Genomic DNA, 26,639 nt, shown 5'->3' on the forward strand with positions numbered 1-26,639 from the left:
CGTCTCTGTTCCTCATCGGGATGTCCGCTCCCACCGGACGGGACCGGCGCGCAGCGGCGGCTCGGGGCGGGCGGTCCCGAGTACCACGAGGTACGTCCGCGCGCGTCCTGCCGGCCGCGCGAGGACAGGCCCGCGGTCGTGTGCCCGCCCGGCCATCCGCTGGTACGTCTGGTCGTAGGCCGCGCGCAGGACCGGATCGCGGAGCGTCTCGTACGCCGCCCGCAACTCACCGAACCGTTCGGCGGTGACCGCATCGACGCGGGTGTCCGGGCGTAGCTCCCGCACCCGGGCGCGGAAGGCGGAGGTGATCACCTCGACCGTCGCCGAGGGCTCCACCCCCAGCACCGCGTACAGGTCCGCTCCCTGGTCCCGCACCTGCATCCCGCCACCTCCTCACCTGGCACGAGGTGCGCTTTCACCCTTACTTGCCTCTAGTCCTGAAATAAAACCTGAGCCACATCTTGTCAAGGTTTGCCCTGCGGAGGTATAGGGATGGTCAGTGACATTCCGGGCTCCAGGAGTCCGCAGGCGCTGAGCGGCAGGAGTGGAAACCATGGCTCTGTTCCTCGCCTCGCACTGGGAGAACGGCTGGGCCGTGATGGAGATCAAAGGGGCCCTGGACACCAGCACCGCCCGCGAGCTGTGTGACTTCGTGGCCACCGTCACCGCCAAGCACCGGCACCTGCTCAACCTGATCGTGGACCTGTCCGAGCTGACCTGGGCAGACGCCGGTGGCCTCAGTGGCCTGATGTCCGTGCGTGCATTGCTGGACGAGGACGAGGGTGAACTGCGCCTGGTCTGCCCCGAAGGGCGGGTGGAGCGGCTCCTGCACAGCAGCGGACTCGCCCAGGCCCTGCCCGTTCACCCCTCGCTCGACGCCGCCCTCGCAGCGCCCCGGACCACACTCGCCGACGACCCTCCTGATCGGCCTGTTCAGCCCGAACCGCGTGCGAGAGTGGTGCCGCCCATGGGGACTCCAGGAGCATCGCTGCGGCCGCCGGATCTCACCGCGCGATGAAGCGCCGTGGCCTCACTCGTGGACTGTGTGAGCTGCGGCATTGCCGACGGGAGCGGCGAGCCCGCACGATGAGGCGGACGACGGGCGTCAAGGAAAGCAGCTCCTCATGGGTGATCATGTGCATGTGCGACTCAGCCAGGGGCTGAGCGTGTCGGAAGAAGGGGAACTGGTCGAGTACTCGCGCTGCCCGTGCGGTGCCACCTTCACCAAGGTGTTCGACGCCGACGGCGGGGAGCCGGAGTACCCGAGCCGCTCCTGAACCGGCGTGCCCGGCGCACTGCCCTGCCCTTGCCGCTCTGCGGACATGGACCCTCACCCGGATGGCCGAACCGTCGGTAGACCGTTTCCGTGCCATGACAGCGCGGGGCGGGCCGGGCTCCAGTACCGTCGCTGCCCACGGGCGAGCATGCTCCCGGCGGGTGATCTTGGCGCGGGATTCGCAGGATGATCCCGGCTGCTGAGCCGCAGGAGGACGGCCGGCTGTGCAGCCGTACGTTCTGCGCGGCTGAACGCCGCCCGATCCCCTAGGCAGGGAGCAGTCCCCCATGGCGATGACGCAGACCTTGATTCCCGCGCTCGAGGATGCCCACCACGCCCATGCCGCGGCGCGCGACCGACTGCGGGCGGATGCGGCTCTCGCGCCGCCCGGTCCCCATCGGCAGATGCTCGAGCGCCAGGCCGACGACATGCAGGACCGTGTGCACCGCATCGAACGCCATGTCAGCGGACTGCAGCCGCGCGGACTGCTCGGCGGCGTGACCGACATGGCGCGGTTCGCCGCCCGTACCACCTGGAGAGCGGCGACGCTCCCGCTGACCATCGGGCAGAAGACCGTGACCGGCGTGCTGCGCGGCCGAGGGCCGGCCGACGAGCGGCAGATGCTGAGGAACACCGAGGACGAGTACGCCGTAGCGGCCCGGGCCCTGGCCACGACGCGGGCCGGCGAAGTTCTCGCCGACCAGGCCGAGGACCGCGCCACCCTCGACCTGCTCCAGGAAATGCGCCGCCAGGACCAGGAGCTGCTGGCCCTGCTCGAGGACAGCCTCGCCCGGCAGGCCCGAACCGTGGCCGCCGCAAGCGACGGATTCCGCGTGGAACAGACGGCGAAGGGCGGCCTCGCCCATGCGGCCACCCGCCCGCTGCGGGCCGTCGTCAACCGGCTGAGCCGGGCGGAACGCCCCGAACAGCGCCTCGCCGTCGAAGACGAGCCGGTGGCTTACAGGCCCGAAGTGAGTGCCGCGGCCGAGCAGATCCAGGGAGCGGTCAGCAGCGAGGAAAGCCTGCCCATCGCCGGCTTCAGCCAGCTCAGCGTCGAGGAGATCGAGCGGCGCCTCCCCCTGCTGTCCGAGTCCGACCTGCACATTCTCGAGGGTTACGAGCGCACGCACGCGCACCGCAGGGGTGTCCTGGAGGCCATCGAGCGGCTGAGCTCCAGCCGGTCGTGATCTCTCCGACGCAGTAGCCGAAACGGCACTTTTCCTCGGGCGTCGAAGCCACGATGATGGGTGCTCGGTGGCCCGGTGCCACGGTTCGACCGCTCCTGTGCATCCTCCACGAGATGGCGAAGGAGAGATACCGATGAGCGCAGCCGGAGAGTCCCCCCTCGGAGGTACAAGCGAGTTGCTCGCGACGACGGCACAGACCTCGCCTCTCAGCACGTGCGTTCCCGACTGCACCGTTACTCCTCTGGAAGACCTGGCCGTATACGACTCCCCCGTGCTCAGTCGGCTGCTGCCGTCCCGGCACCTCTGCGGCCCGGAATTCAACTCCGCCATCTGAACGGGCCACGCCGGCATCCGCCCATGACGCCCGGGCCGAGAGCCTTTCGCCAGTTCGTTCTCAAGGTGCACAGCAGGTGCGACCTGGCGTGCGACCACTGCTACGTCTACCGGCACGCCGACCAGAGTTGGCGGCGGCGTCCTCCTGTCATGCCGGAGGACGTGGTGGCGGCAACGGTGTCACGGATCGCCGAGCACGCCCGCGCTCACCCCGAACTTCCCCGTGTGCACGTCGTTCTGCACGGCGGTGAGCCTTTGCTCGCGGGCCGAGAACGGCTGGCACGGATCGCCTCCGCATTGCGCGGGGCGCTGGACGGAGTGTGTGATCTCGACCTGCGCATGCAGACCAACGGACTCCGGCTGGACGGCGACTTCTGCGACGTACTGGCCCGGGAGGCGATCCACACCGGAATCTCCCTGGATGGGGACCGTGCTTCCCACGACCGGCATCGCAGACGTGCCAACGGAACGGGGTCGTACGACGCGGTGGTCCGCGCCGTACGGCTCATCGGGTCGCCTGCGTACCGCCGCATATTCGCGGGCCTGCTGTGCACGGTCGACGTCGAGAACGATCCGGTCGGCGTGTACCGGGCTCTGGTGGCGCTCGATCCGCCACGCGTGGACTTCCTCCTGCCCCATGCGACCTGGGATCACCCTCCCTCACGGCTGAGCGGGCATCCCCACGCGTACGCACGGTGGCTGACGACTGTGTATGACCTGTGGACCGCCGACGGCAAGCCGTTCAGCGTTCGCCTCTTCGATTCGATCGAGGCCGGGCGGGACGGAAGGCGATCTCTCACCGAGGCGCTCGGACTCGGCAGCCCCGACCTGGTCGTCGTCGAGACGGACGGCGAGATCGAGCAGGCCGACTGGCTCAAGACAGCAGGGCAGGACGCGCCACGGACCGGATTCCACGTACTGCGGCACTCGTTCGACGAGGCGGCGGGCCACCCCGGCTTCCTCGTCCAGCAGGCCGGCATCACCGGCCTGTCCCGGACGTGCCGGGAATGCCGGGTGGTACGGATCTGCGGCGGTGGGCTGTACGCCCACCGGTACCGCTCGGCCAACGGCTTCGACAACCCGTCGGTGTACTGCGGCGATCTCATCCGCTTGATCGACCACTGTCTTCAGAGCGCCCGCCCGCGGCCGGTCGGCCATGCGCACCGGCTCACGTCGCACGGCTTCGACTCGCTCGCGGCGGGGGCCGGCGACGCCGACGTGCTGCGTGAGCTCGTGAGAGCGGAGTCAAGTATCTGCAGGGTGCTCTTCGCCGCACTCTGTGCGCGGTATCGGGGGCCGGAAGCGGACGCCGTGACCCGCATGGACCGGCGATGGCCCGGTGCGACGACGCAGGTTCTCCGACATCCGTACCTCCGCCATTGGTCGGCGCGCGCCCTCGAAGGACACCTGGTCCGTGACGCGGTCCGGCAGCGGCTCGTGGAGATCGCTGTGGCCGTCGCGCTGCGGACCGGTGCCGATCTCACAGTCGGACTGCCCGCGACCGCGCAGGCCGTCCATGTCCCGGGCCACGGCCGACTGGTCCTGCCGCCCCGTCCGGAGAACCGTGAGCTGATCGTCCGCGGCGGGGCCCTGATGCTGCGCGTCCGTGATCGCTCGCTGCCGATTCCGGTGACCGGGACCTCGCCTGGTCTGCCGGACTGGGAACCGGTGCGCAGCGTTGTCATGGACGGGTTCCGCATCCTCGTGGAGGACGGTGACCCGCATCGGAACGCTTTCGTGGCCACTCCGGCGCCACGGCTGAACGAGGAGGAGTACGGCCGGTGGCAACGGCTGTTCGCCGAAGCCGCCGTCCATGTCCGTGACCGGCACGGCGACCGTGCCGCGGGCGTCCGCGCGCTGCTCACCGTCTGCACACCCATCAGCGGTCCGGGGGAACAGGGCGTTGTGGCCGCCGGCCCGGATGCCTTCGGTGCCTTGGGACTGTCCCTGCCGGCCACCGCCGGCTCGCTGGCCGCACTGCTCGTCGACGGAGTGCAGCAGATGAAGTTCAACGCCCTGTCGGACCTGTTCGACCTGGCCGCAACCCGCGAGGCGAAGGACGGGCTGCGGTCTGCATATCTGGGCCGAACACCGCTTGGGACGCTGCCTGCCGGAGACCTGACCGACCACGGGCGCCGGATGGCCGACAGGCTGTGGAGCTGACCGCCGATGTCCAGTGAGGCCTCGCTCAGTGCCGAACTGAGAAGTCTGGGGTGTGGTCGAAGGCCGACCCTCCTGGTGCACGCGTCGCTGCGGTCTGTGGGAACGGTGAGCGGCGGTGCCCTCACGGTCGTGCGCGCCTTGCGCGACGTGCTCGGCAGCGACGGCACACTGGTCGTCCCCACCTTCACACCGGGCAACTCACTGACCTCCCGCACCTACCTCGCCAGAACCCGGGGCATGTCGAAGCGTCAACTCAGCGCACACCACGCCCGGATGACGCCATTCCACGCTGCGTCCACGCCGTCGGAGGGAATGGGAGCGATCGCCGAGCAGGTGCGTACCGCCGTGGGAGCAGCACGCAGCGACCACCCCCAGACGTCCTTTGCCGCGCTCGGTCCGGGCGCCAAGAGGACTGTCGCGCATCATGCACGGGACTGCCTGCTGGGTGAGCGATCCCCCCTGGGCCGCCTGTACGACGGCGATGCGGACATTCTGCTGCTGGGCGTGGGCTTCGAGGTCTGCACCGCCTTCCATCTGGCGGAATACCGCCTGCCCGCCCCTACGCGCCGGTACGACTGCAGGGTCATGGGGCGGAGTGGCCCACGCTGGACGAGCTTCGTGGACGTGGATCTCGACGACAGCGACTTCGGCGAACTGGGCCGGTGGCTGGAGACATCGACACACCACGGCCGTGACCCTGTCGCACGAGGCCGTGTCGGAGCCGCCGACAGCCGGCTGATCCCCCTGCGCTGGGCCGTCGACGGCGCCGTCGCATGGATGGCCGCCGGCCGCAACAGACCCCGCATCCCAACGGGGCAGGCCGACCGTGCCTGAAACCCAGGCTTCGTAAAGCTCGCCGACGGCGCGGCCCACCAGTACCTGGACCGGGTTACGCTGCGATCCTCGACCCCGTCCTCCCGGGACGCGTCCGACGCCCAGGGTGACCAGGAGGCTCAGCCGTGACCGGCCCGCTCGCCCGCCCCGAGGGCGGCAAGATCGTCACGTTCTACAGCTACAAGGGTGGCGTCGGCCGCACCATGGCGCTCGCCAACACCGCCTGGATCATGGCCTCGCAGGGCAGGCGGGTCCTGGTGGTCGACTGGGACCTGGAGGCGCCGGGGCTGGACCGCTTCCTGTATCCGTTCCTGGAACCGAACACACTGCGCGACCGCCCCGGAGTCCTGGACCTGCTCAACGACTACCTGCTGCGGGTCGACTCCCGGTGGGGCAGCGGACACCCCGGCGCCACCGAGGAGGCCACCGCATGGATCAGCGGCCAGGCCGACATCAGCAGAGCCGTGTCCCCGTTGCAATGGGCCTTTCCGGCCGGCGGCCGACTCGACTTCATCTCGGGGGGCCGCCAGGACCGCAATTACTCCTCCGTCTTCTCCCAGTTCAACTGGGACCGCTTCTACGAGGACCAGTACGGCGGCCAGTTCCTGGACGCGCTGTGCGTCGGGTTCCGCAGAGGATACGACTACGTCCTCGTCGACAGCCGCTCCGGCCTGAGCGACATGTCCGACGTCTGCACCATGCACTTCCCCGACGTCCTGGTGAACTGCTTCACGCACAACGACCAGAGCATCGAGGGCGCGGCGGCCGTCGCCCGCCGGGTGGCGGACACCTACGGGAACCGCCGCATCCGGATCCTGCCGGTGCCCATGCGGGTGGAGGACTCCGATGCGGACCGGTTGGAGGCCGCGCGCGCCAAGGTCCGCCTCGCCTTCGACCAGTCGCTGGGCCGCACCTCGCACGTCGACCCGCGCCACTACTGGGGCAACATGGAGGTCCCGTACAAACCCACGTACGCCTACGAGGAGATCCTCGCAGCCTTCCGTGACGAGCCGGGCGTCCCGGCCTCCCTGCTCGCGGCCTGTGAACGACTGACGGCGGTCATCACCGAGGGCGACGTGACCTCCATGGCCCCGATGACCGGGGCGCAGCGACGGCACTACCTGGAGGCCGTCGTCCGACGACGGTCGCCGCCTCCCACTCATGTGTTCCTGAGCCATGTGCCCGAGGACCCGATGTGAGCCGACTGGATCAGTTGGGTCCTCACCGACGCCGGCTTCACGGTGGACGACGCCCACTCCGAGGACGGCAGCGGCGCCGGTGTCCCACTGCGGGAAGACGTCGCCCGCAGGGTGCACGGCGCCGTTCGCACGGTCGCGGTGCTCTCCGCCGCCTATCAGGGGTCCCCGCAGGCCAGGGCTGTGTGGGAGGCGGTGGCCGCCGCCGACCCGATGGGGTCGCGGCGTGTCCTGGTGCCGGTCCGGATCAGCGACTCACGGCCGGAACACCGGTGGATCGAGGCGGAGTTCGGTGACCTGACGCAGCTCTTCGACAACGCGACGTCCCCCGAGTCCATCGAGTGCCTGCTGGTCGACAGCCCGACCGGGCCTGTACTGATCACCTCCCGCAACGGAGGCCGGGCCCGGATCGGCCGGCAGGTCCAGGTGGATGCTCACCCCAACACGCTCGCGTACGCGGTCAATCACGGCATCAATTCATGCACTGCCGGGTGAACCTGGCGAACACCGAGGCCTCGCTCGGCGAGACCGCCGAGGCCGAACGCAACTACCACCAGACCCACCGAGAGCTGGGCGACCATCTCGGCAGGGACCACCCCGCGGCTCTCGTTTGCCTGGGCACCCTCTCGGTCCGAGATGATCGGCGATGTGCGTCACATCGTGCGCGGCATGAGCGACACGCCGGTCAGGCAGGTGTGTGGAACCGCCGTAACAGACCTGGAGGGCGATCTGTCACCCTCCGTCGAGCAGGCTCCGCACCTCTGCAACCTGTGGCGCACCAAGCTCGGTGTAGAGTTCCCGGGCCCTTTCAAGGTACGGCCACGCTGCCGCATCCTGCCCCCGGCTCAGCTCAAGTCTGCCCAGCTCCATGTTGGCGCGGGCTTCGCCGGAGCGGTCGCCGATCTCCTCGCAGGTCGCCCGCGCTTCCCCGAGCTTGCTGTCCGCCGCGCCGAAATCCCCCTCTGCGGCAGAGAGTGCGCCCAGTTCGGTCTTCGTCCACGCGCCGCCTCGGCGGTTTCGCATGCGCTCGTACATCCGGAGCGCCGTGTCACCATGACCGCGTGCTGTGCTCGGTTCACCCAGCACGCGGTGGAGGGAGCAGAGTTCGACCTCCGCGTCCGCGATGTTGCGCCGGCTGTCCAGCGCCTTGAACTCCCGCAGCGCACCCTGCAGCAGAGTGCGCGCCTCGTCGTACTGACCGAGGATCCTCTTCAGGATCCCGAGCTCGCGCCGGGCCCAGGCGCAGCCGTTCACGTCCTGCAATCTGGTGTTGATGTCCAGCGCCGCGTTGAACTGCTCCTCGGCGCTGTGGAATTCTCCGGTCAGCCGGTCGATGACGCCGAGTTCGATTCGGATCCATGCCTCGTTGCGATGGTTCGCTATCTCACGGTAGAGGGCCAGCGCTTCTGTGAGGTGTTCGCGCGCTCCTCCGTAGTCACCCGTCGCCCTCTTGATCAGTCCGAGAACCCCCAGCCCGTTGGCCCTGCCGCGCGTTTGGCCCGCCCTCTCGTGGAGGGCGACGGCGCTGCCCATCGTCACGCGTGCGGACGGGTAGTCGGCCAAGTGGTAGCGGTTGGTGCCCACTTCGGCGGCGGCATGCGCCTCGTTGCGTCGGTCGCCCAGCCGGTTGAAGGCCTCTGTCGCCTTTTCGGCCTGCTCCAGAGCTTTGTCGTACTCCCCCGATACACGGTGCAGGGCCGCCAGCTGCGCCTGGCAGTGAGCCTTGCCGGCCTCGTCGGACACCGGTGTGATCTGCAGCGCCGCTTGGTTGAGTCCTATCGCCTGATGGATGTTCCGCTTCTTCACGCGCATGTAGTAGGCCAGTCCGGCCGTCAGTCGCCAACTCTCCGGCCAGGCGGTGTTGATGGCCAGGCGCGCCACCGACCGCAGGTCCTCGAAGTAGCGGTGCAGCCACTGCAGGGCCTGTTCCTCGTCCATGGTCACCTGGGGTTCCCCGAGGAAGAGCGGGGCGTGGATGCCGTCGTTGGCCCGTACCAGCCGCTCCGCCGCCCACCTGAACAGCCGCTCGCGGGCCTGCGCACTCGTTCCGTCCCGACGTGAGCCCTCGCGGTGTGCCAGCGATCGCACCAGGTCGTGCAGACCATATCCATGTGGATCGGGCCTGATGATCAGCCCGTGCTTGTGCAGCAGGGCGAGAGCGTCCGCCGCTTCCCGGAGGGGCACACCGGCCAGGGCTGCGGCGATCTCGTCGGTGACGTGCGGCCCCGGGTGGAGTGCCATCCGGCGGAAGACCAGGTGCCTTACCGGAGTTAGCGCTTCGATCGCCGCCAGCATGGGTTCGGTTCCTTCACCACTCAGGGGGACGGGCGGCTCGGTGTGCAGGGCGAGTGGCGTCTGCTCGGCGACGATACGGTCGGCGATGTGCCTGATGGTCAGGGGCAGGCGGTACAGGGCCACCACCGCGTCGATCACCGTGTCGTCGACCGTGCGGGAACCTCGGTGCAGGATGGCGGCGACGACCGACCTGGCACCTTCTTCGCTCAGGGCGTCGACCTCGATGTGGACGTCCGCGTCGAGGCCGGTCAGCATGGTCCGACTGGTGACGATGACCATCGCACGGGGGGAGGCAGGCAGAAGGGGCTCCACCTGTTCGGCTTGATTCACGTCGTCGAGGACCATGAGGAACGGTCTGTTGTTGACGGTGTTCAACCACTGACCGGTCATGCTGAGCGGATCGAAGCGCGTCGTTCCCGCCGCGGCGCCGACGGCGGCCAGCAGCGCGGCCAGGGCGTCCTCCGCGAGGAGGCGACCGGCCGACTCGGTGTTGCTGCGGTACCCGACGAACAGCTGACCACTCGGATAGCGCACGGCGAGACGGTGGGCCGCCTGTACGGCGAGCTCCGTCTTGCCGCTCCCCGGAGGGCCCGTGACGAGGCAGATCAGGGCCCGGGGCCGCGCTGCGGGTGGCCGGGCGTTCAGTATCCGGTCGAGCTCGCTCTCGCGGCCGGCGAATACCGCGGCCCCCGGAGGGAGTGTGCTCGGGCCACCGCTGGGCTCCTCGACCTGGGCGGAGTCGTCTGCGGGAGGACCGCTGCCCGGCACCAGTGCGGCGCCCACGGCCGCGAGGGAGACCAGGAGGAGCAGCGCGCCGAAGAGCCACCAGTTCCAGGTGGAGGTGATCAGGTTGGTCACCGCGCCTACGCCTGCCCCGAGGACGGGCCCGGACGCCAGTATCAGCACCTCACGTCGTCGCCTGGCGAGGCTTCTGCTCATTTACCCCCCACTGTGCCGAGCGAACAGGACATGCCCGTTCGAACCCGGTTTCACTCCTCCGGCCCCTGGCACACGGGGAAGGGCGCTGAAGACGGCCTGGGAGCGGGGTGCTCTCCTGGGTGGTGCGGGAGCGTGCCGTGATCACGGCCGACAGGCTGATGGCGGCCAGGGCAGAGATCGCGCCGCCGGGGATGAGGCTGAAGCGGGCGCCATGGGTGTCGGAGACCAGGCCGACCAGAGGTGCGCCGATCGGGGTGCCGCCGAGCACGACGAGCAGATGGACGGAGACGATACGGCCGCGCATGCTCGGGTCGGCGTTCAGCTGGGTCATGGCGTTGGCGGTGGTCATCACGGTCACCAACCGGCGCACCAGGGGCGTCACCATCGACGGGCGCCCGCTCACCCTCACCCCGAAGGAATTCGATCTCCTGGCCCAACTGGCCGGCGATCCCGGTGCCGTGCATTCCCGCCAGCAGATCCTCGACACGGTGTGGGACCCCAACTACTTCGGCCCCACCCGCACACTCGACGTGCATGTGTCAGCGCTGCGCCGCAAGCTCGGTGACCCGGCCTGGATCCCCACCGTCCGCGGTATCGGCTTCCGGCTCACCGTCCCCGGCGACAGCGCATACGCCTGAGCGGCAAACGGAGGTCACCGGGTGCTGCTCCTGGCCTGGGCTCGCCGTTGCACGGCCGGCCCGTCGTTGCAGCCCCAGATCTCCGGGGAGTCCTGGTCGCCGGTCGGCCAGGTGCGTCACGTGAACCTCTGCGCCTTCTCATCCGCCGCTCAACGCCTGTACTTCCGCGTAGGTGGGTGTCCCGAGATCCGCCAGCCGGCCGTCGCGGATGGCGGTGGCGGTGTTCACGGCCGCCGCCAGGGCTCTGCGGTAGAGCAGCGAGCCGAGGCTGACCCGGCGTACGCCCAGCGCTGCCAGCTCGGCGAGGGTGGGTCCGGTCGGTGTGTAGAGGATGTTCAGCGGGACGGTGAGGGTCGCCGTGAGGGCGGCGATTCCGTCTCGGTCCGACAGCCCCGGCACGAACACGCCGTCCGCACCGGCCTGTTCGTAGCGGGCGAGGCGGAGGGCGGTCTCTTCCTCCTGGCGCCCGAGCCAGTGGGTGTCGGTGCGAGCGTTCACGAACAGCTCTGGCACAGCGGCCTTGACGGCGGCGATCTTCGCGGCCTGCATGTCCACGGGGGCAAGCGTGCCGTCCGGGCGGCCGTCTTCGAGGTTGATGCCCGCGGCTCCTGCGTCGTGCAGCCTTCGGGCCAGCTCGGCCACGTCGTCCGGGCTGTCGCTGAAGCCTCCTTCGGCGTCGACAGTGAACAGGAAGGAACCGCGTCCGAGTCGCCGGGCCAGGGCCAGGGTCGCGTCGGCGGTGGCGGCTGCCCCGTCCGGCAGTCCGGCGGCCGCGGCCACGCCGAGGCTGGTGGTACCGATCGCCTGGAAGCCCTGCGCCGCCAGGGCGGCGGCGGAGGCATAGTCCCAGGCATTGGGCACCAGCAGCGGGGCGGTCCGGTGGTGCAGGCGGGCGAAGTCGGTCAGCCGGCGCTGGAGCAGGCCCCCGGCCAGGGCGAGGGCGTGGGCCCGGCCGGGGCAGACCCGCGGCGGCGCGCCGAAGGTGAGGGGCACGGGGTGCGCACGCTGGGCGCTCACGAGATCCATGAGCACCACATCGCCCGCGGCGATGTCACGGCCGGCGACCCGGGTGGCCCTGGCGGCAACGCGGCGCATGGTCCGTACCGGCGGAACCTCCCGAAGCACCCGGGCCGGCGGAACGTCACCGTCGGCCGCGGCCTGCACCAGCGCCGCCGTCGCCTCACATGCCTGCACCAGCAACCCGATGCGGTTGGCGACGGACTCCAGAGCGGGCTCGTCCGCGCCCTGTGGCGCCAGTCGCGCCACCAGCCAGGCCACCGCCTCGTCCGCGGCCGCGTCCGTACCCCCGAAGTAGGCCCTGGCCACCACGGTCACCGCCTCGGCCACTGCCCCGGCCTCCGGCATCCCCAGAGCTTCGGCGAGGGTACGCACCACCCGCACCCTGGTCTCCCCGGCGGGCGCTGTCGCCGCCGTCTGCCACAGAGAGGCGGGCTCCAGCCGGGCCAGTTCGTCCTCCACCAGAGCCCGTCGCCGCCGGTGCGGCTCCCCGGAACCGAACCGGGCCACGGTGGCACGCAGCCAGGCGACACTCGCCCCCACCGGACCGTCGTCCGCAGCCGGCAGCTCCGGCACGAGCGCCGGATCGGCAAGCGCCGCCCGCACGTCCTCGTACCGGCCGATCTCATGCATCGTGTGCGTCATGTCCCCGACGCTAGGGGCCCAGTGGTTCGGCACCGCCCGAACCGTGCTCGTGACATCCTGCCCCTGAGCCCGCTACCCAGGACGGCCCCCGCCCGGCGGCCCGGGCAACCGCAGGGCCACCGGTAAGAAGCTGCACCGGCCGTGCGAGGATCGGCGGGTGAATGACCTACGTTTCCGCCCGGCTTCCGGCGCCGACCTCTCCACCCTCGTACGGCTGCGCGACGATGCTGCCCGATGGATGAACTCCCGTGGTACGACCGGCCAGTGGCAGCCCGGGGAACTGGGCGAAGACCACTTCCGCCGGATCATGAAGGACGGCGAGGTCTGGGTCGCAGAAGCCGACGGCCGTACGGTCGGGGCCTGGGAACTGTGGTGGGAGGATCCGGACGCATGGGGCCCGCAGCCTCCGACGGCCGGCTATGTGCATCGCCTGATGGTGGACCGTGCCGCCGCCCCGCCGGGGACGGGACGGCTGCTTCTGCGAGCCGCCGCGCAGCGGGTGGCCGAGGTGGGCCGTACCCTGACCCGCCTCGACTGCCTGAAAGGCAACGATCGTCTGACCGCTTACTACCGTGACGCCGGCTACCAGGTCGTCGGCCACACAGAAGACAAGCCTCAGCCGGGCGGCGCCACCAAGTCGTTCACGCTCCTCGAAAAACCCGTGAGGTGAAACATCCGGGCAGCGGCGGCTCCTCGGCCGAGGAGGCCAGGATTCCCAGCCCCGTCTCAGAGTTTCTGGCTGTGCAGGGAGTCGAGGAGGGTGAGGTCGGCTTCGGTGAGTCGTAGGGCGCCGGCGGCGACGTTGGATGCCAGGTGGTCAGGGTTGCCGGTGCCGGGGATGGCCAGCACGTGCGGGCCGCGGTGCAGTGTCCAGGCGATCCGGACCTGCGCGGGACCGACGCCGTGAGCCTGGGCGACGGCCAGGATCTCCGGGTGGTCGCCGTCGCCTGCCCCGGCTTGGCGTCCGGAAGCGGCAATCGCATAGAACGGCACGAACGCGACACCCTGTTCACCGCAGGAGTGGACGAACGCGTCCTGGTCGGGCCGCACTCCGAGGCCGTACATGTTCTGCACGCACACCACCGGGGCGATGGTCCGGGCCTCGGCGAGGTGTGCGGGGGTGACGTTGGAGAGTCCGAGGTGGCGGATCAGCCCGGCCTCGCGCAGCTCGGCCAACGCGCCGAACCGTTCGGCGATCGAATCGGTCCCTACGATACGCAGGTTGACCACGTCCAGGTGGTCCCGGCCGAGTTGGCGCAGGTTCTCCTCGACCAGCCCGCGCAACTGCTCGGGCGTGGCATGGGGCAGCCAGGCACCGGACGGGTCACGCGGCTGCCCGACCTTGGTGGTGATCACGAGGTCTTCCGGATACGGCGCCAGGGCCCGGTTGATCAGCTCGTTCGCGGAGCGCAGCGCAGAGAAGTAGAACGCGGCGGTGTCGATGTGGTTCACGCCGAGCTCGACCGCGCGGCGCAGCACGCTGATCGCCTGGTCACGGTCGCGCGGAACGGCGTCGGCGACGAGAGCTTCGCCGGTCTGCGGCAGGCGCATGGCTCCGAAGCCGAGCCGGTTGACCGTCAGGTCTCCCAGCTTCCAGGTGCCCGATGCCGCGGCGGTGATCGTCTGTGAGTTCATGCCGGAATGATCTCGGCCCGCTAGGGTGGCCACCATCGATTCAGGTATGGCTGAATCCCGGGGGTTGTCGTGGCGGAGCTGGCGTTCTCGGCGAGCGATCTGGCGCAGATGCGGTTCGCCGTCTCACCGATGTGGGAGGTCGGAGCCAGCTTCCGGCTGCTGAGCTCCGGTGCCGCAGATCCCGTGCACCGACGCTGGCTGGAGCAGGTACGGCCACGGGTGGCGGCTTCCGGGCTGGGCAGAGGGTGGCTGGCCGAGTTGGTCCCGGCCTCGGGGTACATCCCGGACTTCCTCAATCCGGCACCCCCCGGTCCGGCCCCCTCGCTGGCGGAGGAGCTGACCACGATCTTGGCCACGCCCGCCGACCGCGTCCGGCGGGACCTCGACCATCTCGGGCGCCATCGAGGCGGCATGGGCACCCTGCTGCGATCCCTGTATGCCGACCCGCAAGCCCGTCTGGTGCGGGTCGTGGAGGAGATCGAGACCTATTGGGAGCTGGCGCTCGCGCCGTACTGGGCGCGGCTGCGCACCGTGCTCGACGCCGACGTCCTCCACCGCGCCCGGCAGGCGGCCGAGCTGGGCGCCGGCCACCTCATCAACGACCTGCACCCGCTGGTGAGCTGGGACGACAACGTACTGCGCCTGGTCCGCCGCAAGCGGACCATGTCCCGGGACACCGCGGGCGCAGGTCTCCTGCTCATTCCCTCCGCCTTCAAAGGATCGGGCCTGTCCACGCGGGTGGCACCACCGGACCCACCGCAGCTCGCCTACCGGGCGCGCGGCGTCGGCACGCTGTGGGAACGCCGTCCGGCCACCGGGACCGCCGCGGTCTCCGCCGTCCTCGGCCGCACGCGGACCGTGCTGCTCACCGAACTGGAGACGCCGGCCACCACCACCGAACTGGCCCACCGCACCGGGATCTCCATGGCCGGGGTCTCTCAGAACCTGACGGCACTGCGCAAGGCAGGCTTCGTCAGCGCCCACCGAGCCGGCCGCTCGGTGCTGTATGCCCGCACCTCGGTCGCGGAATCCGTCCTCTCCGCCTGTCAATAGCCATTCGGCGGAGCTCTCGACAGGCCTGTCAGGACAAGGGCGTGCCCGCGACAACCGAGGCTGGTGACCTGCTCGGTCTCGGGGCCGACGCCCCCGGCGGCGGTCCCACGTCCGGGGGCTCCGGATGGCGGCCCGGTGGATCACCGCGGACGATGGTGCTCGGACCCTCGGCGCGGCAGCAGATCTCCTGCGGCCGCGCTGCACACGTGCGGGGCACGACCGACGGGCTCAGGAGGTGATCGGGTGCGGACTCCGCCCAGACCTCAGTCCGGCTTGCGCCCGAGAGTGGTACGGCCCTCGCTGCGGAGCTGGCGGTCTCGGGTGTCTCTGGCAGTGATCGTGCTGGTCCTTCTCACGACGACGGTGCTGCAGGCTCGGTTCGGCCGGGAGAACTTCCTCCATGCTCTGACTTTCCCCGGCCGGGTCACCGGTGCCGTTCTTCTCGCGGTCTCGTTCACCACGCTGGTGGGCGCCGTCGCCGCCCTGGACCACTGGATCCAGCACTGTTTCCCCTACTCCGGCCTGGTCGCGCTGATCGGCACGTTCACGGCCCTGCTGACCAACGCCATGCTCTTGGCCGAGACGTGGAAGGACGGCGATTCCACGGTCTACAAGGCGCTGTTCGGCGTGCTCACGGCGGGTTCGACCTGGGCCGTCTTCGCCGTGTGGCGGACGTCGGTCATGGTCCCCGCGCCCAAGCGGGTGGCGGTCGCGGTGATCGTCCCCTCGCTCATCGCGGTCGCCAACTTCGGCTACCAGAGCCTCTATCAGCCGTACGAGCGGGAAACCAGGCCCATCATCACGTTGTCCGTGGGGAAGGCAGAGCTGAGCACGGACCGCAAGGCGTTCGCCGTACCGGTGAACATCACCCTCCAGAACCGCGGCGAGAGGAGCTTCTATGTGCTCGGCTCCGAATTCCATGTGATGGCCCAACAGGTGACGCTCAGCCCCACGGACCGGCTCCGCCAGCAGTGGCGAGCCGATGCCGACCAGTGGACCAAACCCTCGGAGGTGAACCCGCTCTCCCGCAGGGAGATCCACCAGCCCGGCGATTTGCTGGCGGCGCAACCGTGGATGCCCTATGGACAGTGGATCGAGTCGAGCGACAGCTTCGCCACGCAGCTGGTGGTACAACTGCCCCTCGACACGAAGTATGACCAGGTGACGTTCTATGCCACCGCGAGCCTCGCCCGCAAGGACCGGCTCGTGCTGGAGCCACCGCTCCAGTTCCTGGCGAAATCCTGGGGCGGGAATCAGGTCCCCGATTGGGTGAGGAAACAACAGGGAAAGGACTTCGACTTCCTCGTCTACCGTGCCAGGGTGCACGAGAACAATGCGATCGACGAGTACACGAGGGATCCGCGTTTCGTCACCGTGTACTGGAGGTTCGGCACGCACGGCGCGACGGTGGTGACGTCCATCGCGCGCAAGGGCGACGAGGGACATGTCCCGCCCCCTACGGAACAACGCGAGGTGACGAGCCGGTACGGCCTCGTCGACCTCATCACGGGCCCTCACGTGCGGAACCTGTGGGACATCAAGAGCCAGCGCTGACGGGCAGCGCCGCGCCGTGCGCGCCGACGCGCCGGTCCAGTCGCTCCAGCCAGGCCACCAGGGCGAGCGAGCTGTTCATACGGTCCCAGGAGTACGAGTCCCCGATGCCGAGCTGTGCCTCCCGCACCGCCCGGCACAGCAGGTCGACGTCGAACATCTCCGCGATCAGCGGATGCCGGGCGGAGCGGCACAAGGCGATGAGTTCGTCCCCGTGCCTCCGCAGGCCGCGGGCATAGAGGTCGTTGAAGGGCACCTTGACCGCCCTGTCGCGGATCGGGGCAGGGAGCAGGTCCGCCATGGCCTCGCGGAGCACCGCCTTCGGAGGGCCCGGCCGGAAAGTGACTGCGAGGGGGAGGCGGCGCATCGTGGCGACGACCTCCGGGTCGAGGAAGGGGTGTGAGAGGAAGAACCCGTCCTGCCGCGCGCGGTGCCAGGACAGCGGGTCGGGAGCGGCGACGTAGTTGGCGGCGTCGTACAGCGACTGTTCCGGTCTGCGCCCGAACACGAAGCGGCTCTCCGCGAGGACCGCCTCCCGGTAGCCGTGAGCGCGCGCGAATCCGGGCCGCAGCCATCGGGGGCGGTTGAAGGTGCCGAGGCCGCCGAGAACCGTTCCGCTGCGGACCAGTGCGGTGAACCGTTCGGTCATGAGGGGAAGAGCCGGCTGGACCACATGGGCGTACACGACGTCCCGCAGACCCCGCTCGCTCTCCGCGGCCCAGGCACGTGCCTGCCGGGTCATCTGCCGTAGCCGGCCCGTGCGGGCGAGTCTGTGCAGGTGGAACGGGTTGGCGTCCGCGAGGGGATCGGCTCCGCAGCCGGTCAGGAGGGTGTCACAGCCCTGTTCCGCGGCCGCGGAGTGGAGTCTGCTCCAGAACGGGGCGCGGAAGGCGTGCGCATGAGGCTCGTCCGCGTCTCCCGCGTGGTGCGGGAAGTCGTCGAAATCGGCCACGTCGTCGGCATCGACGACGACCGGGCGGGCTGCGGGTGTGTGCCGCCGGATCTCCTCCATCGCGATGTCGAGGTACGGCTGCTCCGCGGCCAGTTCCCCGTGGGAGAAACGCCCGGCGAGCAGGACGAGGTCCCCGGGGCGGCCCCGCCCCTCGGCCAGCAGACGTGCGGCGAGCAGCGCGACGCTGGTCGAGTCGGTGCCGCCCGAGACATGGCACGCCGTCGTCGTGCCCATACGGCGTAGGACGGCGGTCTCGAGCGCCAGGCGCAGCTCCTTGGCGGCCCCGGCGAGGTGGGGCCCGTCAGTCGTCGGCGCGAGCGGGTCGGTGGCGCGATGGAGGGGGCGCCGCGTACGACTGCGCAGCTGCCCGGTGCGGGAGAGCTCCAGCACCTCCCCGCCGAGGACGCGGTGTACGCCGGTGAACGGGGTGAGGTCCGTGTGCGGTTGGGCCATGTTGCCGGTGAGGTAGCGGCAGAAGTAGCGCGGTTCCAGCTCTGTGGCGCTGCCGAGACTGCCGGCGGAGGTGCTCACGGCATTGACGCGGTCACGGGAGGCCCTGAAGAACAGGGGAACGCGTGCCTGTTCGTCGCGCATCAGCAGGATCCGGTCGGGGCACACGAGAACCGCCGCGTAGTCGCCGTCCGGCAGCGGTGGGCAGGCTCCCTGCCGGCCGAAGGCGTCGAGGAGGCCGTGTGCGCCCGCCGTCCGGTCGCGGGCCGAGCCGACCCAGCCCACGACGGCAGCGGTGCCGGCCGGGGAGGAGACCGTCGTGACGAGTCCCTGACGCGCCATGACGTCGGCGGTCCGGAGCCTCGGTGCGCCACCGGCCCATGTGAGGCGGAGCGCATCCATGTCACTGTGCCCCGCAGTCGATCGAGAGCACCGGGGTGAAGGCGTGCCCGCGCGGGTCGGCGTCGGGGATGCACAGGCCGGCCGTTGCGGTCCAGGCATGGAGGGCGAAGGGGTGTTCGCGTACACCGACGTGGAGTACGGCCTTCAGACCGCGCCGCCGCAGCAGGACGAAGGCCGTCACGGCCTCGGACTTGCAGTCGCCGTTGACGAACCAGCTGCTGCGGCTGTGTGTCTGCACCGCTCGTTTCAGCCGTCGGGCCTCCTCCGCGGAGGGGAGGTCGGCGCGGGCGTAACCCGGGGCGGCCAAGGACAGCAGCCGCAGGACACGTCCGAATCCCACGGTCCGGATCAGCAGGTGCACTGCGCGCAGCCAGAGCCCGGCGCAGGCGTCCGCACGCTTGTTCCGGCCGCCCGTCGCGCACCCGGCCCGGACGAGGGCGGAGAGGAGCTCGGCGCGTTCCTCGGGGCTTCCCTCGGTGAACTTCTGGACGTCCTCCGCCGACATCCCGAGAAAACGCGTCCGTTTCCAGTCGGCGACGAGTGCTCCGTCGGACATCCGGGTGACCCGGCAATGCGGTGACAGGATCCTTGTCATGGCTTCCAGGGCATCGGTGTCCTCTGCCACCGCTCATCCTCCAGAGTTCCGCCACGGACGGTGTCAGGACTGATATCCGTGGCCGTCGTAGAGTCCGCCGCTGAAGCCCCGGATCAGACGGCCGTTGCCGAGAAGGACCAGCCGCTGCGGCTTACGACGCCGCAGGAATCGGAGAAACATCGCCTACCTCCAGAATCGGGCAGGGCCGATCACGTCCAGGCTACGCCTCAACGAACGGCCCGCAACCGGACTGCCGGGCCTCTCCGTGCGGTCCGCCGGCCCGGGGAAGAACAGGCGGGGCGCTCACCGCATCAGGGCACCTCCGGGCCGCGGTACTCGCTCATCGCGTCGATGAGCCAGCGCGCCAGATGGTCGGCGAACGAGGAGCGCGGGAACAGCCGGTACGTCGGCCGGTCGTCGACCTGCCAGAGCAGTACCGCGACGGGGCCCACCGTGGTCGACACCGCCCGTCCGGGTCCGAAGGCACGGGGATGCAGGTCGAGCGGGCAGCCCTTCTCCAGCACCTGCCGGGCGGCCGAACCGCTCAGTTCCAGCGTGGTGCGGTTGGCGGAGACGTCCACGACCGAGCCCGGGGCGTCGGCGAGTGCCGCGCGCAACTCGGCGGCCACAGCGGTCGCTTCGGCCTGGGATAGCACGAGCCATTCGTCGGGGCCGAGCCAGGCGACCGTGTGGGGGCCGAATGCGGTGGTGTGGCCGCACTGGCGCGGGAGCTGCGTGCCCAGGGTCTTCTCGATGCGGTCGGCCGCTTCGGAGGCGGGGTCGACGCGCAGGTTCACCATGGTGACGAACGGCCACTCGGTCAGCGTGACGCCGCGGGCGCCGGTGACGGCGGCGGCGCGCATCCGCTCCGCCAGGTGCGCCAGCGGGCTCACCCGTGCGTCGATCGTCGGCTCAGCCATCTCGCCTGGTCCCTTCGGGGTCGTAGAGGACGGAGTCGGTCACCTCGACGGGCACGAGGGTCTCCCCCACCGGGGCGAGCAGGGTCTCGCCGATCCTTGCCCGACCGTCGGCGACGAGGGCGAGGGCGAAGGGGCGGCCGAGGGCCTGGCTGTGGTAGCTGGAGGTGACATGGCCGAGCATCGGCACCGGCCCGGCCTCGGGGGTGACGGGCACGTCCGGCGCCACGAGCTGGGTGCCCTCGGGCAGCCGGGTCGTGCGGTCGCTCGGCAGCAGGCCGACCAGGTGCTTGCGGTCGGTGCGGGAGGTGTCGGCGCGGGAGTGGGACCGCTTGCCGATGAAGTCCTTCTGCCGGGAGACCACCCAGGACATGCCGGCGTCCTGCGGGGTGACGGTGCCGTCGGTGTCCTGGCCGACGATGATGTAGCCCTTCTCGGCCCGCAGGACATGCATGGTCTCGGTGCCGTACGGGGTGATGCCGTACGGCTGCCCGGCCTCGTAGACCTGCTTCCAGACGGCGAGGCCGTACCACGCACAGACGTTGATCTCGTAGGCGAGTTCGCCGGAGAAGGAGATCCGGCAGATGCGGGCCGGGATGCCGGAGGCCAGGGTGGTCTCGCGGAAGGCCATGAACGGGAACGCCTCGGCGGACAGGTCGACGTCCGGTGCGAGGTGAGCCACGACCTGGCGGGACCGCGGGCCTACGACGGCGATCGTCGCCCACTGCTCGGTCACCGAGGTGCAGTGGACGTCGAGTTCCGGCCACTCGGTCTGCAGCCACTCCTCCAGCCAGTCCAGGACCGCTGCGGCGCCGCCGGTCGTGGTGGTCATGAAGTAGCGGTTGTCGTCGAGGCGCAGCGTCACGCCGTCGTCGAAGATCATGCCGTCGGTCTTGCACATCACGCCGTAGCGGGCCGTGCCGGGCTTGAGCTTCTTGAAGGCGTTGGTGTAGATGCGGTTGAGGAACTCGCCCGCGTCCGCTCCCCAGATCTCGATCTTGCCGAGGGTCGAGGCGTCCATGAACGCCACGCCCTCACGGGCGGCGCGGCACTCGCGGGCCACGGCCGTGTCCATGTCCTCACCGGGCCGGGGGTAGTACCGGGGGCGCTTCCACTGCCCGACGTCCTCGAACTCCGCGCCGTGCGCCGCATGCCAGCTGTGGAGGGACGTCGTGCGCTCCGGATCGAACAGCTCGCCGCGCTCACGCCCGGCCAGGGCGGCGAACGCGACCGGCGTGTACGGCGCCCGGTAGGCCGTGGTGCCGATCTCCCCGGGTGACGCGCCCCCACCGAGTGCCTCGGCGATCACACCGATCGCGTTGACGCCGGACGTCTTGCCCTGGTCGTTGGCGGTGCCGAGCGAGGTGTAGCGCTTGACGTGCTCGACGCCGCGCATACCGGCGCCGGTGGAACGCCAGACGTCGGCGACGGTGACGTCGCGCTGCAGGTCGACGAAGTGGCTGTCCCACGTGCCGGGTTCACCTTCCGGAGCGGGTACCAGCCACAGCGCGCGCATCGGCCCGGCTCCGGTCCGCGCGTCGCCGGGCGACGGTACGGCAACCGGGAACCCTGCGTCCGTCGCGGCCCGGGCACCGGCCCGCGCCCCTTCGGCGAGGCAGCCTTCGAGGTCGTACGTCCCGCGGGCCGCACCGACGACGTGTTGGTTGCGTACGGTGCCGTCGGGGACGAAGGCGACCAGGTCCTCGTCCCAGCGCAGCCGGCCCTGACGCTGGCTGTGCAGGTGCACCACCGGACTCCACCCGCCGGAGACGGCGAGCAGGTCGCAGTCGAACGACTCGGGGGCGCCGGTGAGTTGCCCGTCGGCGTCGAGCGCCTGCACGGTCACGCCGGTGAGCCGGCCGTCGCCCGCGGTGCCGACCACCGCGCTGCCCGTCAGCACCCGCACCCCCGCCGCCATGGCGGACTCGGCGGCACGGCGGGACAGCTCGGGGCGCGCGTCCACGACGGCGGCGATGTCGATGCCGGCTGCGTGGAGGTCCGCGACGGTGTCGTAGGCGCTGTCGTTGGTCGTGCCGACCACGGCACGCGAACCGGGCGCGACGGCGTACCGGTTGAGGTAGGAACGTACGGCCGCGGCGAGCATCACTCCGGGGCGGTCGTTGCCGGCGAAGACCAGGGGACGCTCGTGCGCGCCGGTCGCCAGGACGACCTGGCGGGCGCGGATGTGCCACAGGCGCTGGCGCGAGACGCCCTCGGGGGCAGCGGCTCCGAGGTGGTCGGTGCGGCGCTGGAGAGCCAGCACGTAGTTGTCGTCGTACGACCCGAAGGCCGTGGTGCGTTGCAGTACGACGGCCTCGGGAGCGGCGTCGAGCAGCGCGCGGAGCTCGGCGACCCGTTCGAGGTCGGCCCGGGTGCCGGAGAGCAGCGAACCGCCGGCCTCGGGCTGGTCGTCGACGAGGATCACCCGGGCGCCGGAGCCGGCGGCCTCGGCGGCGGCCGAGAGCCCGGCCGGTCCGGCGCCGACGACCAGGACGTCGGTGTGGACGTACTTCTTGTCGTAGACGGCGGGGTCGGGGGCGGGGTCGAGCCGGCCCATGCCGGACAGGGTGGTGGCGGACAGGCCGTCGTACAGCTCCACGGTCGTCGCCGGCAGCATGCCCTCCGAGCACGGGCCGGCGAGCTGCAGCAGGGCGTTGGGCTCCTCGACGCCCCCGGCGACGATGCCGCGCGGGCGGCCACGGTAGAGCGACGGGGCGACTTCGATGATGCCGTTCGCCAGCATGGCCGAGGCGACGGTGTCTCCGGGGTGGCCGGTCAGCTCCCGCCCGTCGACGGTGAAGTGCAGCAACGTGCCGCGATCGATGCGGCCGCCCTGCCGGAGCCTGTATCGCTGGTCGGTCATCGGGTTCCTCCGGCCTGGGGCAGTTCCGGGCGGGGCTCGTCGAGCCGGTAGACGGCGAGCACCTCGTGGCTGGCGGTGTCGCGCAGGACGTTGAACCAGCGGCGGCAACCGGTGCTGTGCACCCATCGCTCCGCGAAGGGGCCCTTGGGGTTGTCGCGGTAGAAGACGTACTCGGCCCACTGCTCGTCGGTGAGGTCCGCGGGGTTGCCGGGGTGGGCGACATGGGCCTGCCCACCGTAGTGGTACTCGGTCTCGTCACGGGGACCGCACCACGGGCAGCTGATCAGCAACACGCTGTCCTCCTCAGTGGGCCACGGCTGCCGCGCCGTGTTCGTCGATCAGGGCGCCCGTCGCGAAACGGTCCAGGGCGAAGGGTGCGTTCAGCGGGTGCGGTTCGCCCGTGGCGATGGTGTGCGCGAAGGTCCAGCCGGCGGCCGGGGTGGCCTTGAATCCGCCGGTGCCCCAGCCGCAGTTGACATACAGGTTCTCGACGGGAGTGGTGCCGATGATCGGGGAGGCGTCCGGGGTGACGTCGACGATGCCGCCCCAGGTGCGCAGCACATGCGCCCGCGCGAAGACCGGGAACAGCTCTACGGCGGCGGCCATCTGCTGTTCGATCACGTGGAAGGAACCGCGCTGCCCGTAACCGTTGTACGAGTCGACGCCCGCGCCCATCACCAGCTCGCCCTTGTGCGCCTGGGACACATAGACATGGACGTGGTTCGACATGACCACCGTGGGATGGACCGGCTCGTGCAGCTCGGAGACCAGCGCCTGCAGCGGATGGGACTGCACCGGAAGGCGGAAGCCGGCGCGCTCGGCCAGCACGCTGCTGTGCCCGGCCGCCGCGAGGCCGACCCGGCCGGCGAGGATGCGGCCGCGGGGGGTGTCGACGCCGACGACCCGGTTGCCGTCCTTGACGAAGCCGGTGACCTCGCAGCCCTGGATCAGGTCCACGCCCAGCTCGTCGGCCCGGCGGGCCAGCGCCCAGGCGACGTGGTCGTGCTTGGCGATGCCGGCCCGCGGCTGGAAGGTTCCGCCGAGGACCGGGTACCGGGTGCGGGGCGAGACGTTGAGGATGGGGCAGATCTCGGCGACCTCGTCCGGCTCCAGCCACTCGGCGTCGACTCCGTTGAGGCGGTTGGCGCCCACCCGGCGCACCCCTTCGCGGACGTCCTGAAGGGTGTGCGCGAGGTTGAGGACGCCGCGCTGGCTGAACAGGAAGTCGTAGTCCAGCTCTTCCGGGAGTCTCTCCCACAGCTTGAGTGCGTGCTCGTAGATCGCCGCGCTCTCGTCCCAGAGGTAGTTGGAGCGGATGATGGTGGTGTTGCGGGCCATGTTGCCGCCGGCCAGCCAGCCCTTCTCCAGTACGGCGACGTCGGTGATGCCGTGGTTCTTGGCGAGGTAGTACGCGGTGGCCAGGCCGTGGCCGCCGGCGCCGACGATGACGACGTCGTACGAGGAGCGCGGCTCGGGGTTGCGCCAGAGGAAGTCCGGGTGCTCCGGAAGCTGCTCGGCGGTCATGCCGGGTCTCCGTTCAGGTGGGGGTAGAGCGGGAAGGCGGCGGCGAGCTTCCCGACCCGGGCGCGCAGTTCGTCGTCGGACTGTTCGCCCTTCAGGGCCTCGGCGATGATGTCGGCGACCTCCCGGAACTCCGTCTCGCCGAAGCCGCGGGTGGCCAGGGCCGGCGTACCGATCCTCAGTCCTGACGACACCATCGGCGGACGGGGGTCGAAGGGCACAGCGTTGCGGTTGACGGTGATACCGATGCGGTGCAGCCGGTCTTCGGCCTGCCGGCCGTCGAGCGCGGAGTTGCGCAGGTCGACGAGGACGAGGTGGACTTCGGTGCCTCCGGTCAGCACCGTGATCCCGGCCTCGGCCACATCGTCGGCCAGCAGCCGTCCGGCGAGGATGCGGGCGCCGCCCAGAGTGCGCTGCTGCCGCTCCTTGAACTCCGCCCCCGCCGCCACCTTGAAGGCCACTGCCTTCGCCGCGATGACGTGCTCCAGCGGGCCGCCCTGCTGGCCCGGGAAGACCGCGGAGTTGATCTTCTTGGCCAGGTCGGCACGGCTGAGGATCACACCGCCGCGCGGGCCGCCGAGGGTCTTGTGCGTGGTGGTCGTGACGACGTCGGCGTACGGCACCGGACTCGGGTGCAGGCCCGCGGCCACCAGGCCGGCGAAGTGCGCCATGTCCACCAGCAGGTACGCGCCCACCGCGTCGGCGATCCGCCGGAACGCGGCGAAGTCCAGCTGCCGGGGGTGGGCCGACCAGCCGGCGACGATCATCTTGGGCCGGTGCGCGAGCGCGAGCTGCTCCACCTCGTCCATGTCGATGCGCAGGTCCGACTCGCGCACGTGGTAGGGCACGACGTCGTACAGCTTGCCGGAGTAGTTGAGGCGCATGCCGTGGGTCAGGTGGCCGCCGTGCGCCAGGTCGAGGCCGAGGATCGTGTCGCCGGGCTGGAGCAGCGCGAACATCGCTGCCGCGTTGGCCTGGGCGCCCGAGTGCGGCTGTACGTTCGCGGCCTCGGCGCCGAACAGTTCCTTGACCCGGGCGATGGCCAGTTCCTCGATGGCATCGACGTGTTCGCAGCCTCCGTAGTAGCGGCGGCCCGGGTAGCCCTCGGCGTACTTGTTGGTCAGCACCGACCCCTGGGCCTCCATCACGGCGGCCGGGGCGAAGTTCTCGGAGGCGATCATTTCAAGGGTGGACTGCTGGCGGCGCAGCTCGGCGTCGACGGCGGCGGCGACGTCCGGGTCGAGTTCGCTGAGCGGGAGGGAGAGCGGGGAGGTGAGCGTTGCGGGCGACGGGTTCGCTGCCATCTGTGCACCATCCTGGAAGCCAGCTAATGAGCAACTGATATATCAGCCTCTGCGGTAAGGTATGGGAGCTCGCCGGACAGGTCAAGGGGGCATCCATGCAGCAGGCGGCGACCGACCCCAGGAGCGGGGCACCGGAGGACGAGGAACTGTCCCTCGCCGAGCGCGCCTACCGCGCCATCCGTGACCGGCTCGTCATGCTGGAGATCCGCCCGGGCGCGCCGATCAACGAGGAGCAGCTGGGCCAGTCCCTCGGCGTCGGCCGGACGCCGGTGCGCGAGGCGCTCAAGCGGCTGCAGTACGAGCGGCTCATCACGGCCTACCCCCGGCGCGGCACCTTCGCCACCGATGTCAACATCACCGACCTGGCCCACATCTCCGAGGTGCGTCAGGAGCTGGAGCCCCTGGCCGCCGCGCAGGCAGCGCGGCGCGCCACACCCACGGACCGCGCGAACCTGACCGCTCTACGGCGGGAGCTGGCGAGCGCGGATTCCCGGGGGCGCGACGCCGCCGGACTCATGCACCTGGACCTCCAGGTCCATCGCGCCATCTACGCCGCCACGCACAACCCCTACCTGGAAGACACCCTCGTCCGCCACGACAACCTGGCCACCCGCATCTGGTGTCTGTTCGTCGACCGGCTGTCCGACATGGCCGGACATGTCGAGGAGCACGGACCGCTGATCGAGGCGATCGTCACCGGTGACTCCGACAGGGCGGCACAGCTCGCCCGCAGCCACGTCGAGCGCTTCGAACGGGCCATCCGCGACGCCATCTGAGAACCGCACGACGTTGCTGCCCGACCACTGATCACCGCCAGGCCACGGAAGCTTCACCGGTAACAACTCGGAACGGGCGCCCAGGAGTTCCCGGTCG

General features: G+C 70.4%; 23 protein-coding genes and 1 pseudogene. 12 read left to right on the forward strand and 12 right to left on the reverse strand.

Features of this window, described 5'->3' with window-relative positions; translation table 11 throughout:
- Positions 1 to 12: 12 nt before the first annotated feature.
- Positions 13 to 381: a J domain-containing protein gene (locus ACZ41I_RS08960; RefSeq protein ID WP_468513634.1), complete on the reverse strand. Its 369-nt coding sequence runs from the start codon at positions 379 to 381 to the stop codon at positions 13 to 15.
- Positions 382 to 553: 172 nt separating this feature from the next.
- On the opposite strand from ACZ41I_RS08960, the gene ACZ41I_RS08965 reads away from it, so the two are divergent.
- The 7 genes from ACZ41I_RS08965 to ACZ41I_RS08995 all read left to right on the forward strand — a co-directional run bounded on the left by ACZ41I_RS08965 (position 554) and on the right by ACZ41I_RS08995 (position 7,484).
- Complete coding sequence (locus ACZ41I_RS08965) at positions 554 to 1,018, forward strand: STAS domain-containing protein (protein WP_399769191.1); 465 nt, start codon at positions 554 to 556, stop codon at positions 1,016 to 1,018.
- A gap of 106 nt (positions 1,019 to 1,124) precedes the next feature.
- Positions 1,125 to 1,277, forward strand: coding sequence for a hypothetical protein (locus ACZ41I_RS08970; protein ID WP_363218607.1), 153 nt, complete (start codon positions 1,125 to 1,127; stop codon positions 1,275 to 1,277).
- Between the two features lie 286 nt (positions 1,278 to 1,563).
- The gene (locus ACZ41I_RS08975) at positions 1,564 to 2,463 is read left to right on the forward strand and encodes a hypothetical protein (protein WP_399769193.1); all 900 of its coding nucleotides are present in this window, start codon (positions 1,564 to 1,566) and stop codon (positions 2,461 to 2,463) included.
- Between the two features lie 357 nt (positions 2,464 to 2,820).
- Positions 2,821 to 4,959, forward strand: a complete 2,139-nt coding sequence (locus ACZ41I_RS08980) for an FxsB family cyclophane-forming radical SAM/SPASM peptide maturase (RefSeq protein ID WP_468513635.1) — start codon at positions 2,821 to 2,823, stop codon at positions 4,957 to 4,959.
- A gap of 6 nt (positions 4,960 to 4,965) precedes the next feature.
- Positions 4,966 to 5,793 carry an AAC(3) family N-acetyltransferase gene (locus ACZ41I_RS08985; protein WP_468513636.1) on the forward strand — a complete coding sequence of 276 codons (828 nt, stop codon included), beginning with the start codon at positions 4,966 to 4,968 and terminating at the stop codon, positions 5,791 to 5,793.
- A gap of 125 nt (positions 5,794 to 5,918) precedes the next feature.
- Entirely contained in the window at positions 5,919 to 6,992 is a 1,074-nt protein-coding gene (locus ACZ41I_RS08990) for a tyrosine-protein kinase family protein (protein ID WP_468513637.1), read from the forward strand.
- A gap of 9 nt (positions 6,993 to 7,001) precedes the next feature.
- The gene (locus ACZ41I_RS08995) at positions 7,002 to 7,484 is read left to right on the forward strand and encodes a toll/interleukin-1 receptor domain-containing protein (protein WP_468513867.1); all 483 of its coding nucleotides are present in this window, start codon (positions 7,002 to 7,004) and stop codon (positions 7,482 to 7,484) included.
- A gap of 237 nt (positions 7,485 to 7,721) precedes the next feature.
- On the opposite strand, the gene ACZ41I_RS09000 is transcribed toward ACZ41I_RS08995, so the two are convergent.
- Positions 7,722 to 10,142, reverse strand: coding sequence for a tetratricopeptide repeat protein (locus ACZ41I_RS09000; RefSeq protein WP_468513638.1), 2,421 nt, complete (start codon positions 10,140 to 10,142; stop codon positions 7,722 to 7,724).
- 49 nt (positions 10,143 to 10,191) lie between these two features.
- Positions 10,192 to 10,572, reverse strand: coding sequence for a hypothetical protein (locus tag ACZ41I_RS09005; RefSeq protein WP_468513639.1), 381 nt, complete (start codon positions 10,570 to 10,572; stop codon positions 10,192 to 10,194).
- 4 nt (positions 10,573 to 10,576) lie between these two features.
- Between ACZ41I_RS09005 and ACZ41I_RS09010 the strand changes: the two are divergent.
- Positions 10,577 to 10,861, forward strand: a pseudogene (locus ACZ41I_RS09010) (winged helix-turn-helix domain-containing protein); the annotation flags it as partial.
- A 138-nt stretch (positions 10,862 to 10,999) separates the two neighbouring features.
- Here the strand turns inward: ACZ41I_RS09010 and ACZ41I_RS09015 are convergent.
- Positions 11,000 to 12,523 carry an isocitrate lyase/phosphoenolpyruvate mutase family protein gene (locus ACZ41I_RS09015; RefSeq protein WP_468513640.1) on the reverse strand — a complete coding sequence of 508 codons (1,524 nt, stop codon included), beginning with the start codon at positions 12,521 to 12,523 and terminating at the stop codon, positions 11,000 to 11,002.
- A 157-nt stretch (positions 12,524 to 12,680) separates the two neighbouring features.
- Here ACZ41I_RS09015 and ACZ41I_RS09020 point away from each other — a divergent pair, with 157 nt between their 5' ends.
- Entirely contained in the window at positions 12,681 to 13,193 is a 513-nt protein-coding gene (locus ACZ41I_RS09020; protein ID WP_468513641.1) for a GNAT family N-acetyltransferase, read from the forward strand.
- Between the two features lie 56 nt (positions 13,194 to 13,249).
- Here the strand turns inward: ACZ41I_RS09020 and ACZ41I_RS09025 are convergent, their stop codons facing one another.
- Positions 13,250 to 14,158 (reverse strand): oxidoreductase, encoded by a 909-nt coding sequence (locus tag ACZ41I_RS09025; RefSeq protein WP_468321585.1) that lies wholly within the window; start codon positions 14,156 to 14,158, stop codon positions 13,250 to 13,252.
- A 78-nt stretch (positions 14,159 to 14,236) separates the two neighbouring features.
- Between ACZ41I_RS09025 and ACZ41I_RS09030 the strand changes: the two genes are divergently transcribed.
- Positions 14,237 to 15,211, forward strand: a complete 975-nt coding sequence (locus tag ACZ41I_RS09030; protein WP_468513868.1) for an ArsR/SmtB family transcription factor — start codon at positions 14,237 to 14,239, stop codon at positions 15,209 to 15,211.
- A 321-nt stretch (positions 15,212 to 15,532) separates the two neighbouring features.
- Positions 15,533 to 16,765 carry a hypothetical protein gene (locus ACZ41I_RS09035; RefSeq protein WP_468513642.1) on the forward strand — a complete coding sequence of 411 codons (1,233 nt, stop codon included), beginning with the start codon at positions 15,533 to 15,535 and terminating at the stop codon, positions 16,763 to 16,765.
- On the opposite strand, the gene ACZ41I_RS09040 is transcribed toward ACZ41I_RS09035, so the two are convergent.
- The 7 genes from ACZ41I_RS09040 to glyA form a co-directional block, all read right to left on the reverse strand.
- Positions 16,749 to 18,506, reverse strand: coding sequence for an asparagine synthase-related protein (locus tag ACZ41I_RS09040; RefSeq protein ID WP_468513643.1), 1,758 nt, complete (start codon positions 18,504 to 18,506; stop codon positions 16,749 to 16,751). The genes ACZ41I_RS09035 and ACZ41I_RS09040 overlap by 17 nt on opposite strands.
- Positions 18,507 to 18,567: 61 nt before the next feature.
- Positions 18,568 to 19,191, reverse strand: a complete 624-nt coding sequence (locus ACZ41I_RS09045) for a lasso peptide biosynthesis B2 protein (RefSeq protein ID WP_363218620.1) — start codon at positions 19,189 to 19,191, stop codon at positions 18,568 to 18,570.
- A gap of 281 nt (positions 19,192 to 19,472) precedes the next feature.
- A complete protein-coding gene (locus ACZ41I_RS09050; RefSeq protein WP_468513644.1) occupies positions 19,473 to 20,081 on the reverse strand; it encodes a sarcosine oxidase subunit gamma in 609 nt (202 codons plus the stop codon).
- Entirely contained in the window at positions 20,074 to 22,941 is a 2,868-nt protein-coding gene (locus ACZ41I_RS09055; RefSeq protein WP_468513645.1) for a sarcosine oxidase subunit alpha family protein, read from the reverse strand. Before ACZ41I_RS09055 ends, ACZ41I_RS09050 begins: the two co-directional genes overlap by 8 nt.
- A complete protein-coding gene (locus ACZ41I_RS09060) occupies positions 22,938 to 23,234 on the reverse strand; it encodes a sarcosine oxidase subunit delta (protein WP_363218623.1) in 297 nt (98 codons plus the stop codon). The genes ACZ41I_RS09055 and ACZ41I_RS09060 overlap by 4 nt, the downstream gene beginning before the upstream one ends.
- A gap of 10 nt (positions 23,235 to 23,244) precedes the next feature.
- Positions 23,245 to 24,465 carry a sarcosine oxidase subunit beta family protein gene (locus tag ACZ41I_RS09065; protein ID WP_399769218.1) on the reverse strand — a complete coding sequence of 407 codons (1,221 nt, stop codon included), beginning with the start codon at positions 24,463 to 24,465 and terminating at the stop codon, positions 23,245 to 23,247.
- The gene (gene glyA, locus ACZ41I_RS09070; protein ID WP_399769220.1) at positions 24,462 to 25,766 is read right to left on the reverse strand and encodes a serine hydroxymethyltransferase; all 1,305 of its coding nucleotides are present in this window, start codon (positions 25,764 to 25,766) and stop codon (positions 24,462 to 24,464) included. Before glyA ends, ACZ41I_RS09065 begins: the two co-directional genes overlap by 4 nt.
- A gap of 95 nt (positions 25,767 to 25,861) precedes the next feature.
- On the opposite strand from glyA, the gene ACZ41I_RS09075 reads away from it, so the two are divergent.
- A complete protein-coding gene (locus ACZ41I_RS09075; protein WP_468513646.1) occupies positions 25,862 to 26,542 on the forward strand; it encodes a GntR family transcriptional regulator in 681 nt (226 codons plus the stop codon).
- The last annotated feature ends 97 nt before the right edge of the window (positions 26,543 to 26,639 follow it).

The sequence above is a fragment of the Streptomyces sp. NPDC030799 genome (assembly GCF_055572255.1).